This window comes from Planktothricoides raciborskii GIHE-MW2 (genome assembly GCF_040564635.1).
GTDB classification, from domain to species: Bacteria; Cyanobacteriota; Cyanobacteriia; order Cyanobacteriales; family Laspinemataceae; genus Planktothricoides; species Planktothricoides raciborskii.
In genome coordinates, this window is sequence record NZ_CP159837.1 from 6,498,571 (window position 1) to 6,511,493 (window position 12,923).

9 protein-coding genes are annotated in these 12,923 nt (G+C 42.9%); 2 read left to right on the forward strand and 7 right to left on the reverse strand.

What is annotated here, in order from left to right:
* Positions 1 to 97: 97 nt before the first annotated feature.
* From ABWT76_RS27745 to ABWT76_RS27765, 5 genes are all read right to left on the reverse strand, one after another.
* Positions 98 to 1,048 (reverse strand): glycosyltransferase, encoded by a 951-nt coding sequence (locus ABWT76_RS27745; RefSeq protein ID WP_190878280.1) that lies wholly within the window; start codon positions 1,046 to 1,048, stop codon positions 98 to 100.
* A 61-nt stretch (positions 1,049 to 1,109) separates the two neighbouring features.
* Positions 1,110 to 2,063 (reverse strand): hormogonium polysaccharide biosynthesis glycosyltransferase HpsE, encoded by a 954-nt coding sequence (gene hpsE, locus ABWT76_RS27750; RefSeq protein WP_054467619.1) that lies wholly within the window; start codon positions 2,061 to 2,063, stop codon positions 1,110 to 1,112.
* Positions 2,064 to 2,168: 105 nt separating this feature from the next.
* A complete protein-coding gene (gene hpsE / locus ABWT76_RS27755) occupies positions 2,169 to 3,131 on the reverse strand; it encodes a hormogonium polysaccharide biosynthesis glycosyltransferase HpsE (protein ID WP_190878278.1) in 963 nt (320 codons plus the stop codon).
* Between the two features lie 98 nt (positions 3,132 to 3,229).
* Positions 3,230 to 6,097, reverse strand: a complete 2,868-nt coding sequence (gene clpB, locus ABWT76_RS27760) for an ATP-dependent chaperone ClpB (RefSeq protein ID WP_082348929.1) — start codon at positions 6,095 to 6,097, stop codon at positions 3,230 to 3,232.
* A gap of 446 nt (positions 6,098 to 6,543) precedes the next feature.
* Positions 6,544 to 7,557 carry a DUF1611 domain-containing protein gene (locus tag ABWT76_RS27765; RefSeq protein ID WP_190878276.1) on the reverse strand — a complete coding sequence of 338 codons (1,014 nt, stop codon included), beginning with the start codon at positions 7,555 to 7,557 and terminating at the stop codon, positions 6,544 to 6,546.
* Positions 7,558 to 8,054: 497 nt separating this feature from the next.
* On the opposite strand from ABWT76_RS27765, the gene ABWT76_RS27770 reads away from it, so the two are divergent.
* On the forward strand, positions 8,055 to 8,657 hold the full coding sequence (locus ABWT76_RS27770) for a flavin reductase (protein ID WP_054467624.1): 603 nt from the start codon (positions 8,055 to 8,057) through the stop codon (positions 8,655 to 8,657).
* The gene (locus tag ABWT76_RS27775) at positions 8,657 to 9,841 is read left to right on the forward strand and encodes a M20 family metallopeptidase (RefSeq protein ID WP_354635272.1); all 1,185 of its coding nucleotides are present in this window, start codon (positions 8,657 to 8,659) and stop codon (positions 9,839 to 9,841) included. The genes ABWT76_RS27770 and ABWT76_RS27775 overlap by 1 nt, the downstream gene beginning before the upstream one ends.
* 7 nt (positions 9,842 to 9,848) lie before the next feature.
* On the opposite strand, the gene ABWT76_RS27780 is transcribed toward ABWT76_RS27775, so the two are convergent.
* Positions 9,849 to 11,762, reverse strand: coding sequence for a DUF1998 domain-containing protein (locus ABWT76_RS27780; protein WP_354635273.1), 1,914 nt, complete (start codon positions 11,760 to 11,762; stop codon positions 9,849 to 9,851).
* A 212-nt stretch (positions 11,763 to 11,974) separates the two neighbouring features.
* Positions 11,975 to 12,886, reverse strand: a complete 912-nt coding sequence (locus ABWT76_RS27785; protein WP_354635274.1) for a Bpu10I family restriction endonuclease — start codon at positions 12,884 to 12,886, stop codon at positions 11,975 to 11,977.
* Positions 12,887 to 12,923: the final 37 nt, after the last annotated feature.

Genomic DNA, 12,923 nt, shown 5'->3' on the forward strand with positions numbered 1-12,923 from the left:
CTCAGCAGACAAATCGATCTTGGCATCGCATCAGGCGTGAGTTTTAGATCAATTTTATATCATAGACATTCGGCAATCTATGATTACTCGGTAAAAATTATGCAGATAGCTTTTTCAAATTCTCGATCAAGATTCTGGATTGCTTAGGCAGAAAAATCGTGATTAATATTTTTATTAGCAGCACCGACACAAATCGTGATTTCGTCAGGATCGATGGATTGTGAAGAATCGCTTTCACAAAACATTTAAATGCAATCAATCCTTCTTGTGTAGTGGGATAATTTTCTAAAGCCTTGGCCATCAAATATTTGTATCGATTTGCTAAACAAATCTTCTTTAAATGTTGGAGAGATTCAGGCGCATTAGCAAATGCTCTTTCCAGGGTTTTTAGGCTAACTTGCTCCATTTTCAAAACATTTTGAGTCACAGAACCAGCACTTTGTTGTCTATACAAAATTTGCACATGTGGCACTACGACTAAATTATATTTAGCCAATAACCTAAGCCATAAATCCCAATCAGCCGCTGGAGCAAGTGATACTTCAAAATTTCCTACTTCATCTAATGCTTGCTTACGAATCAAGGGATTAGAACCCGAACCTACATAATCTTCCAACAAGAGTTTGGTATAAGCATCGCCATTAAAAGTAGGGTGAGGTCCTTGACGTAAAAACTGACCGGATTTATCGATGTGATCTGTCCAGCTTATTGCCACGGCAGCTTCAGGATTATTTTGCAGTGATTTCAATTGATCTTTTAATTTATCCGTTGTCCATAGATCATCTGCATCTATAAATGAAATATATTCACCCTTAGCTAGAGATAATCCTCTATTGTTACTAAAAGCTTGACCTGAATTTGCATGAGAAAATACCTGTATTCTTGAATCAGAAATGCTGTTAATGACATCTAAAGTTGCATCCTGAGATCCGTCATTAATAATAATTAGTTCCCAATCTGTAAAACTTTGATTTATGACCGATTTAATTGTTTCGGCTATGGTTTCCGATCCGTTATAAACCGACAAAATTACTGAAATTAATGGCATATATTTCCTGTTTTTTAAAAAACTAAAATTTGCTCCAGTAAAACCATTAATATTTGATCAATTATTGATCGATTTTCATTAACTCAACAAAAGGACTCATCAAACTTCCCCAAGAAAATTCCATTTCAAAGGCTGGAATTAACTGATTTTTCACGTCACTTCTATATTTTAACCGATATTCTAGTAAACGACGCAAATTACCCAGTATTGTCCTAATAAAAATTACTGGTCTTTCACCAGGTTTAGCATTAATCATCCTCAGTTGATAGGTGGCTAAACCGCAACCTCTAGCAATAGAAAGCAGATAATCTCTTTCCAATCGCCAGTGGGGAATCTGATGATGAGTGTGCATCGCTGGATTATACCAAATTTTCCAACCTGTTTTATATATATAAAGCAAGGGCTCGTAATCATCGCCCTGGATTAACAACCCTGGTAATTTTCCCGTTAACCGGGGGCGATCGGGCACACTTTCCAGCCAAGCTTGCTTGCGAACCACCAAAGCTGCCGCAGGGGGTAATCTAATATTTGCCGCATCAAAAGTAAAAGGTTCTGAACCATGTTCTCTAATGGCTAGAAATTGTTGAATTTTCTCAAAACCTTCTGGGGGTTGGACTTCAAAATCACCGTGGATCTGTCCGCCAATTGCACCAGCATCAGGATGTGCTTGGGCAAAGGAATAAGCCGCCGCGATCCAGTCTGGTTCAGGTAAATTATCATCATCCAGAAATCCAATCCATTCTCCTTGGGCTTCTCGAACTGCTTTCAGTCTAGCAAATGCCGCCCCCTGCTCGGGTTCAAAAAAGTATTTTAAAGCTACCCCAGGCATAGATTTTGACCAAGTTGCTTGATATTCTTGCACAACTTTGGCTGTGTCATCTTTGCTGTTATTATCAACAATAATAATTTCCCTGGAAAGATTTTCAATACCTGTTTGTTTTTCCAGCTTTGCCAATACTTTAGTCAAACGGCTGGCTCCATTATAAGTAGGAATTGCTACGGTGAAGTAAACCACTTTTTCCCCCGATTAACTGAATGAATATCACCCTTGGTTTTAACTGTAGTGAAATGATTCAAGCATGAGCGATCGCGATCGCCTCCCATGATTTTTTTATTTTTTTCAGTTTTTTTCAGCTTTTTTCAAATAACCATGCCTCCATAAATAAAAGGGACTTTGCAAACTACTGACTAAAAGTTGCATTTCACAAGCGGCCACCAAGTCGGTTTTAATTTTAGTGCCATATTTTAGCAAATGTAGCAATATTTTGCGAATATCGTTGGCGCTATAAGCTAAGAGAACCAAAGGTTTAAGCCAAGATTTAACTCCTACCATTCGAGTGACATAGCGACTTAAACCAATGCCACGAAAAAAAGGAATTAAATAATCTTTTTCAAAGCGCCACTTAGGAATTTTATGTCTAACTTCCATTGCTGGATTATACCAAATTTCCCAGCCAGACTGTTGAATATAGGCTAAAACCTCCAAATCTTCACTGGTGAGCATACTGCCAGGAACTCTGCCACTTAATATACAGTGTTTTGGCACATTTGCCAGCCAGATTTCTTTTCTCACGACCAGTCCCGCAGAAGGGGGTAAAACTTTTTTTTTGGAATTGTATAAAAGCGGTTTATATCCCCGTTCATTGATGGCTAAAAATGGGACTATCCGCTCAAAATTTTCTGGTGTTTCTACTTCAAATTGGCCATGAATTTGACTGGCATAAGCCCCGGCTTTGGGGTATTTTTGCCCAAATAAAAATGCTTCATTTACCCAATTATTTGCAGGTAAATTATCGTCATCGATAAAACCAATTAAGTCTGATTTCGCTTCTTTAATCGCTCGTTTCCTGGCAAAACCCGCACCTTGTTGGGATTCAAAAACATATTTTAAGGGATAAGTTTCTGGCCAATTATTTTGATATTCGCGCACGATTTTGGCGGTGCCATCTTTGCTGTTATTGTCAATCACCATAATTTCCCAGGAAATATTTTCCGGGTTGATTTGCGATCGCAGACAATCTAAAACTTCGGGCAACCGCTTTTCTCCATTATAAGTGCATATCGCTACGGTAAAATTGACCATAAGTGCCAATGTTGAGTGATGCTAGATTGTTGATTGTTGGGTAGGGATTCTTTCACGGTTGACTGTTAACAAAAGAATCCCTACCCTGCTGCCTTCGGTTAAGATTTCATCGGCTGACTATTAATTTCTATCGTCTGTCCGGTAATGGGGAATGATTTACCCCGCTGAACCGCTACGGGTTCCGGTTCTTCTGACCAGGGGTCAGTTTCCGAGGTTGTCGTGACTTCAGTGGCTTCTAAAACGTCTACTTCCAAAGTTTCGGCAGCATTCACCGCTGAAGTTTCGGACAGTTCATCAGAGCTTTCTGACAATGTTTCCGAACTATCAGAAATATCGGAGCTAAATCTTAGCTGCCCGTCTCCGAGACTAATATATATCGTGTCACCGGCGACAAACTTTTGCTCTAGGAGCAAGTTCGCAATGGGATTTTCTAATTCCCGCTGAATGGCTCGTTTGAGGGGTCTAGCCCCATACACCGGATCGTACCCTACATCGGCAATATATTTCTGCGCTGCGGGCATTAAATTGAAAGTAATTTTTTGTTCGGCGAGGAGTTTTTCCAGTCGTTTGACCTGAATGGCGACAATTTGCGCTAGTTCTGAACGGCTGAGGGGGTGGAAAATAATCGTGTCATCTACCCGGTTGAGAAATTCCGGGCGGAAATGTTTGCGTAAAGAATGCATGACTCGTTTCCGCATTTCCTCATATTTAGAGTCATCCCCGGAAACATCGAGAATATGGTCGCTGCCAATATTGCTGGTCATTACGATGACGGTGTTGCGGAAATCTACCACCCGCCCTTGGGAGTCAGTAATGCGGCCATCGTCCAGGACTTGTAGGAGGATATTAAATACGTCCGGGTGGGCTTTTTCTACTTCATCAAATAAGACTACGGAGTAAGCATGACGCCGCACCGCTTCCGTGAGTTGACCCCCTTCATCGTATCCCACATAACCGGGAGGGGCGCCGACTAACCGGGCGACGGAATGTTTTTCCATGTATTCGGACATATCGATGCGAACGATCGCCTCTTCGCTGTCAAACATAGCCTCTGCCAGGGTTCGGGCTAACTCGGTTTTGCCCACTCCCGTCGGCCCCATAAATAGGAAAGAACCAATGGGACGGCTGGGGTCTTTCATGCCAGCGCGAGCTCGCCGAATGGCCGCCGATACAGCGGTGACGGCTTCTTGCTGGCCGATGACCCGTTGATGTAGATAGGATTCCAGGTGCAGGAGTTTTTGGCGTTCCGATTCTAATAACCGATTTACGGGAATGCCGGTCCATTTGGCGACAATTTCCGCAATATCTGATTCGGTGACTTGTTCCCGCAATAGGGTAGCGCCGCTAGATTGTAACTTCAGCAGTTCCGCTTCTTTGGCTTCGCGATCGCGCTGCAAAACTGCCAACTGTCCGTATTTCAACCGTGAAGCCCGTTCCAGTTCATATTTCCGTTCTGCTTGTTCGATTTGCACCCGGATTTGGTCTTCTTCTTCTTTTAAAGTATTGATGTCATCCAAAAGATGCTTTTCCGTTTGCCACTGAGAACTGAGGGATTCTTGTTTGGTTTTCAGAGAGGTAATTTCTGAGTTAATTCGGGCTAACCGTTCTTTGGAGGAACGATAAGCACTCGACCCAACGACTCCTTCCCCTTCTCCTTCCAGAGACAGTTTTTCCATTTCTAACTGCATTAACCGCCGGTCTACCCCTTCCAGTTCCGCCGGTTTAGAGGTAATTTCCATTTTTAGTTTTGCTGCCGCTTCGTCTACCAGGTCGATCGCTTTATCGGGCAAAAACCGCTCGGAAATATAGCGATCGCTCAACGTAGCTGCTGCCACCAAAGCGGAATCCAGGATTTTCACCCCGTGGTGGACTTCATAGCGTTCTTTCAGACCCCGCAAAATGGAGATGGTATTTTCCACCGTAGGCTGACCCACAAACACTTGTTGAAAACGCCGTTCCAGGGCGGCATCTTTTTCAATATGTTTGCGATATTCATCCAAGGTGGTAGCGCCAATACAGCGGATTTCTCCCCTAGCTAACATGGGTTTGAGCAGGTTACTGGCATCCATTGTCCCCTGTCCGGCCCCTGCCCCTACGACCGTATGGAGTTCGTCAATAAATAGGACAATTTGCCCGTCGGATTGAATTACTTCCCGCAAAACCGCCCGGAGTCGTTGCTCAAATTCCCCGCGAAATTTCGCCCCAGCAATCAAGCTGCCCATGTCCAGGGAAATCAACTGACGATTTTTCAGGGATTCCGGCACATCCCCATTCAGGATCCGTTGGGCTAAGGCTTCGGCGATCGCGGTTTTGCCCACCCCTGGCTCCCCAATGAGTACGGGATTATTTTTCGTCCGCCGCGAAAGTACCTGAATCACTCGGCGAATTTCCTCATCTCGACCAATTACCGGATCTAATTTACCTTTGCGGGCTTCTTCGGTTAAATCGCGGCCATACTTTTCCAGGGCTTCATATTGACTTTCTGGGTTTTGATCGGTGACTTTGGTATTGCCGCGAATGGTTTTAATCGCTGCTGCCAGTTGTTGTTGCTCAAAGGGAGTCCGGGGGTCTTGGGTGGAGGCTTTCATTACCCGTCGTCCGACTCGTTCTTCTTCTGCCAAAGCCAGCAGAATATGTTCCACAGAGATAAAATTATCGTTCCAATTTACCCGCGCTTCTTCCGCTTTGTCCAACATCACATCTAAACTACGGCCTAAGTACAACTCCGTGGTGTTGGGGACTTTCGGCTGTCGGACGGCAAAGGCGTTGAGTTGTTGTAGAAGCTTTTCCGGGAGAATTCCCGCACGAGTCAGAACTCGGTTGGCTAATGATTTTTGTTCCAGGAGGGCGATCGCCACGTGCTCCACTTCTAAATATTGATGCTGATAGCGACGCGCAACATCTTGGGATTTGACAATTGCTTCCCAAGCGGTATCGGTGAATTTACTAGGGTCGGTGGGCTGCATACGTGGAAATCTTCTCTTAGATGACAGCTATATTTTAGTAGAGTGACAGATATTTTTTGCAGACAACAGCAATGAAATCCGTCTAGATTCAGGCAAATCATACCAAATGACTATCCCAGAAACCAGGTTTCTTTTTGGGATATCACAGTTATCTATTTTTCGCCACCAAGAAACCCGGTTTCTCTTTTCTCAACAATACCGCTGTCAACACCCATCCGGTGCCAATCACTATCCGAAAATAAAATAGTCAACAATACTGCTGTCCACTGTCTCAGAAACCGGGTTTAAGAAGGTGAATACCAAAAAAAGGACTTTATTCTTGTTTCAAGGGATTTCAAGCCCTCGCAAATAAAAACGGTTTCTCAAGGCATCCATGCGATCGCACCTCTGGACAGAAACCAAAACCCTCTGTGTATCTCTGTGTCTCTGTGGTAAAAATTCGCCCTTTAAAATCCTAACTTTTCTTGCAAAAGTTCTTGCAAATGCGGCAAAGATTTCCGTTGAGGCAAACTTAAAGCTTTCACTCCCGTGAGTTTTTCTACTAATTCCACTCCGGCACTATCGCTGGCGGCAATCCCACTCACTAAATCGGGGTGTAAGCCAAAACTGTTAATTAACGCCAATACAGAATAAGGATCGGACGAACAAATCACCGTACAACGAATCTGCTCTTTAATTTCATCTAAAACTATCGATCCATTGTAGGGTTCTAATGGGGAAGCCCCCGCTTCAGCCACCACTACATCGGGCTTTTCTGCGGCAATTTTGGCTAATAATTTATGAACAGAAACCCGAAACTCGTCTTCAGGGCAAACCGTAGAGGGTAAACCGACATCGACAAAATCAAATATCGCATCAGCCCCCGCATCTTCCATTGATAAAATATCATGGTATTGTCCAGCCCCGGCAAATTTAACTCCCACTACTTTTAAGCCCGATCGCTTCAATTGAGAAATAATCGATCGAATAGATGTAGTCTTGCCACAAGACATAGAAGTACCCACCACCATTACCGTGGGACATTGGTAATTTGTCTCTGAAATATCTGGGGCAAAATCCTGCATACAAACTTTCTTTCCTTCCCGGACAACATGACCTTGATAAGTCATCGATGCCATCGGGTCTGCCAAAAATGACTCAGATGTCACCCGACCAAACAGACCCCCTTCGGTCATAGCTTGCATCACCCCATCATCGCCGATACTTTGCCAATCTCCCACCGCTTCCAAAGTAGCGCGACGCACCCCAAAAGCACCGACCACTAAATCTCCTTCCATTACCTCCGTCATTCTTCCTGTAGGCAGTTCCACTACTAAGTGATTTCCAGAAGGAGAAATCACTTCCCCGACCACATAATCCCCGGTTTCCCATTGCTCTTGTGGTAAAACACGCACCTCAAATGGGCGAGATTCTAAATCAGAAATCCGGGTCATTGATGTGAAGAAATACTTTTGAAACATAATTCTTAGCGCCTTGTCAAATCTTCATAGCTATTTTCATGCTGATGATGATGAATCAAGCTATTGTGTTTCGCTATTGTATAGCGGTTTGTCCCTGATGAACGATCACTTTTTCGTCAGTTTATGTCGCTCCCCCTCAAAGCACAATGAAAAATTAGATTAAATTTGATGTGAAATGGCGGAAATTCTGGGGAACTTCAATGATTTATGAATTTTTTTATATTTTTGTGAAAAAAAAATTACATTTTGATAAAAATTGTTAAGATAAATTTTACAAGGCCACTAACGATCATATTTAGTAGAATTAAACTGCCTGGAGCGATCGCGGATTCAGCCCGGTGACAGTCTCGATCGGTTTAACAATTCTGATCGATATGCTGTAATAGAAGAGTCTAAGTGATTGGCCTGTGCTAACCGTCAGGGAACTATCACAGTCGCGGGCAGCTACCCAGGGGAAGGACCCCGACAGGTCATCGGAATACGCGGAGCAAAATTTTATGTCTGTCCCAAATAAGCTGGTCAGTCTTGATGTAAACAAAGCCTTATGGGAGCGTTTTTTCTATGTCTCACCACTCGTTATTGTGGGCAGTCGAGAAGAAGACGGCAGCTACGATCTAGCGCCAAAGAGTATGACTATGCCGTTAGGTTGGGATAATTACTTCGGATTTATTTGCACCCCAAAACATCGCACTTACGCCAATATTAAACAATCCCAAAGTTTTACTGTCACCTTTCCCCGACCGGAACAAGTGGTTCTGACTAGCCTGAGTGCGGCGCCCCGTTGTGAGGATGATTCTAAACCAACTTTAGCGACTTTACCCACATTTCCAGCCAGCAAGGTGGATGGAATATTTCTCAAAGATGGCTATTTATTTATTGAATGCGAACTCGATCGCATTGTGGATGGGTTCGGGGAAAATAGTTTAATTGCCGGAAAAATTGTCGCGGTTCAGGTTCAAGAAGCGGCGCTAAGAATGAGCGATCGCGACGATCAAGATTTACTGCTAAATTCACCGTTACTGGCTTATCTCTCACCCGGACGGTACGCCACTATTAATCATAGTTGCTCATTTCCCTTTTACAACGGGTATAAAAGATAATGAAGATCGATCCTCTCCAGGCGAAAATTGCACAACGGTTGCGAGATTATCTCCACAATCGCCAAACCGAGATGACTAATTTATTGGCACAATTAGTGCTGGCTGAGTCTCCGTCGGTGGTAGCAGAATCACAACACCAAGTCTTAAGTCTGCTTCAGACAGAATTAGAACAAAGAAATTATCGAGTTAAGCGGATACCGGGGCAGAAAACAGGTGGGCAACTGTTCGCAGTTCCGGGCGATCGCACCAAAAACCAATCGATTCAAATGCTCTTAGGGCATTGTGACACCGTATGGCCGTTGAACACTTTAAAAAAAATGCCCCTACGTCAGGAGCAGGGGAAAATGTATGGGCCGGGAATCTATGATATGAAAGCGGGATTAGTTCAAGTCATCTTTGCTTTAGAAGCATTGCGGGCTTTGGAAATCCAGCCAGAAATTGCTCCAGTAATTTTTATTAATTCTGATGAAGAAATTGGCAGTAATGAATCCAAAGTTCATATTCAAAGATTGGCAAAAGTTGCCGATCGCGTCTTTGTCATGGAACCGTCCCTCGGTCCGAGTGGAAAATTGAAAACACAACGTAAAGGACTCGGTGAATTTACTGTTCACGTCATCGGTAAAGCTGCCCATGCTGGGTTAGAACCAGAAAAAGGGGCCAGCGCAATTTTAGAATTATCCTTTGCCATTCAGCAATTATTTGCCCTCAATGATCCAGAACGCGGTATCACTGTGAATGTGGGCAATATTGATGGGGGAATTCGCCCCAATGTGATTGCCCCTTCCAGTAAAGCAGTGGTGGATGTGCGGGTACTCCACCGAGAAGATGCCGATCGCATTGACGCCAAAATTCGCTCGCTTCAACCCAGTACCCCAGGCACTAAAATTATTGTCGAGGGAGGATTCGATCGCCCGCCTTTGGAAAAAACCCCTGGAAATCAGCAATTATGGCAACGAGCTCAAAAAGCAGCCTCGGAGTTGGGCATAGAAATTGATGAAGCCACCGCTGGGGGAGGATCTGATGGGAACTTTACCAGTTTATATGCTCCCACATTAGATGGTCTGGGGGCAGTGGGAGATGCAGCCCATGCACTGGGAGAATTTGTCTATTTGGATCTTATGGTCGAGCGATCGGCTTTGTTATCTCGATTATTGTTAGAGTCTGCGATTAAAAATATTGGATGATGAAGTGTTAAAAATCTTTTGGGAAAAAAGCAGCGTTTTCTCTGGCGATGGTGTTGACTACTAAGGCGCGATCGAGAAAGTCGTTACTTCTTTCACAAGAACTTTCCGCAATTAACACGCAACCATGACAAGCTGCCCCTTGTAATAAGGCATCGTCTTCGCGATCGCCGGGGATATGTTGAGAGCAAATCGGATCGTTAGAACATATTTCTCCGCTTTCTAAGGCTAGTTCGAGGTAATATTCTAAGTGATCGCCGATTTCAATTAATCCCCCTAAGGTGCCTTCAGAACCACTCGAACCCGTATAAATTAATATACCATAACCGAGGTCAGGATTAGCATAAATTCTTTCTTTAATTGCCGTAGACGAATAGCCGCATTTTAAGGAAATGGTAGTAATTAATAAATGGGATAAAGAATGCAGCATAATGTATGGCATTCCCGGAAAATGTTCCTCTTTTTTGGGAATATTGTTAATTTCTAGCCATGCTTTATAGCCTGTTTGTAAATCTTTGCAGCGTTCGATTACCGGCGATCGCTCTGCCCAAGTTTTGATTTTTTCTTGGTTGAAAGAAAAGAAAATTCCCTCTCCTTTATTGGCGATCGCGGGCACCCATGATATTCCACTGGTTTCCCAGTCTAAACTTGCCCGACGGACATTAATATCTAATTCCCCATTAATATCTGGCATTACCGCTTCAAACCGCGTAAAACCTACTTGGGCAATTACTTCTCGGAGGCGGTGAACTAAGACAATTTTATCTAGGAAAGGTTGCCAGTTACTTTCGATGGGTTTTGTGCGTAAATATGCCTCAAAATCTACCTCATCAATGGGTTTATTTTGTGCTGCTTGGGGTTCTGAAACACAAGCTAACAGCACCTCTAACTCCGCGTCTTTAATGGTTTTTTCAACTTCCGGTTCGTCGCTTTTTCGGCGTTCTAATTCTCCCCAAACTTTCGGAATTCCCAGGGCTTTTAGTTCGGCTAAACCGTCCATTAAATTGACAATCATATTCAGCATTTCTACTGAGTCGATATTTTTTAAATATTGGTCATAAAATTTATCCACGACTTTTCTTAATTCGTGGTCGGAGTCCGGCAAAGAAATCACGCTGAGAGTTTGACTAAAATAAGCGTTACTAGCCGATCGCACTAATAAACGGCTTTGTTCCGGTTCATTAGTAGGAATTAACTCCTCGGTTTCTGGATCTCGTTTATAACCTTGGCATTCTTCTTTGGTGTTTTTAGTCGGATTTAACCACGGGCGATCGCCCAAACATTTGCCTAATATTTTGGAATTGGGTAACTTAGCCAAAGAAAGGGGATGGCGTTTTTTACAAGCGTCACAGCGGACGAAAATTTCCTCAAAATCATTCCCCGAACCCGCTTCATCTAACCAAATTTGTCCTGGGCAGTTGGTTTGAAAATCTTGATGGGCAAAAGCCCGCCAATTAATATCACTTAAATGGCCATTTACGCAAGCTTGAACAAAGCGAACGGGCACCGCATGGCATTTTTTCCCTTCCCATGTACAGCCTTTTTTAATCCCACTCCAAGGGAATAGGGGACGAGTGCGATATAGCTTACCTTGAATAGTAATATTGCGTTCGATTTGCACTAGAAACCAGCGGGGAAATACAAAAGCATCGATGCCAGAAATCGCCGCCCCCGTCGGGTCGGAATCATCCACAGGTGGGGCATAAAGTTGCACATTTTCCCCTGGATTTATCTTTAATATTTTTTGCACTTTTTGCCGCAGACGTTCTTCTTGAATTGGTTGTTTATATCCTTTCCAATAGGATAAACCGCTAATCACCACCGACTGTTCTGGTAGGTCTACCATTGCCCCCGGCCCAAAGGTAGTAAGTAGTTGACTTTGCCGGAGTTCGCCATCAGGTTGAATGTTATTTGTATTTGCCATAGGATTAGGTTTTAATGGTAGTTTGGGTAGGGTGTGTTAGGCGCGGGGATAATTAATATTATAAACCATTAAATGAAATGTCCGCGCCGTAACGCACCATTAGGTAGAGGGTACAGAAACCGGGTTTCTTAGTTAACTTTTGGATATTTGCGTAAATTTTCGCAGAAACCCGGTTTCTTGGTTGCTTAATTAGCGTTGAATATTAAATATTATTAAAAATGACCCTGATTGAGAACATTCTCCATTGATGGGCTTGTATCATCAATGAGAGATTGGATCTTATCGATCATTCTTTGAAATACATCACTATAGTATCTAGAGGAATCCAAAAAATCTATATATTCCTGTCTATGGTTTCGTCTTGCTTCTGGGGTTCTATACTCTTGACGAATATTAGAGGACATTCGCTTCGTCTTGCGGACGATTAAAACATCATCAATTTGAGTTGAGATCAGCGAAACTGGGGTCATATCCAGAAATTCACAGACAATAAAATATAAAGATCCAGGAACAGCAGTTTTTAAGTCTCGACTTGTCGCTACTGCCTCTTGAAACATCGTTTTGTCTAGATTAGTTTTACACTCTGCACAAACATATCCAAGATGTGACTCAATGAACTTACAATCTTGAAATTCTCGGTCGAATGATGATTTTAGATATAATTTTTTACCCAAGATAAAGTCTTGGTCTTTACTTCTAATAATTGGTTCACCACCTTGACCTAAATTTCCCAGAGATGATAGAAAACTTAATCCAGCAAACGTATTTCTCAGTCCTAACTCAAAAGAATCATCGATTCCCCGCAAACTACGAAAAACTACTTGTGGCAAGAATTCTTCTAGGATAGTATTGTCTAGTTTTAACTGTCCTTTCTGTCTGTATAGAAAGTTTTCTGCACTATCAAAAATAAAATCAAGTTCGATAAAACGCTTGTATCGATTGGTTGCCTCGACGAGTCTTTCAACCGTATCCGGTTGACCCCGTTCAATTGATTCCATATCCGATATCCATTGATGATACTTTCTGATTGCTTCTTCTAACCGTTCTCGATCAGATTCAGGTAAGCGACGGTTGTTGAGACAAGCGATTAACTTTGTGTAATGAGGTCGAGAAATCTCAGGCATAGAGTGAAGTTTTATTTTTATTTTATTGATAATTTTA

Coding starts and splice junctions, on each gene's coding strand:
- ABWT76_RS27745 (WP_190878280.1), bottom strand. CDS start 1,048: ATGCCATTAATTTCAGTAATTTTGTCGGTTTATAACGGATCGGAAACC.
- hpsE (WP_190878278.1), bottom strand. CDS start 3,131: ATGGTCAATTTTACCGTAGCGATATGCACTTATAATGGAGAAAAGCGG.
- clpB (WP_082348929.1), bottom strand. CDS start 6,097: ATGCAGCCCACCGACCCTAGTAAATTCACCGATACCGCTTGGGAAGCA.
- ABWT76_RS27765 (WP_190878276.1), bottom strand. CDS start 7,557: ATGTTTCAAAAGTATTTCTTCACATCAATGACCCGGATTTCTGATTTA.
- ABWT76_RS27770 (WP_054467624.1), top strand. CDS start 8,055: ATGTCTGTCCCAAATAAGCTGGTCAGTCTTGATGTAAACAAAGCCTTA.
- ABWT76_RS27775 (WP_354635272.1), top strand. CDS start 8,657: ATGAAGATCGATCCTCTCCAGGCGAAAATTGCACAACGGTTGCGAGAT.
- ABWT76_RS27780 (WP_354635273.1), bottom strand. CDS start 11,762: ATGGCAAATACAAATAACATTCAACCTGATGGCGAACTCCGGCAAAGT.
- ABWT76_RS27785 (WP_354635274.1), bottom strand. CDS start 12,886: ATGCCTGAGATTTCTCGACCTCATTACACAAAGTTAATCGCTTGTCTC.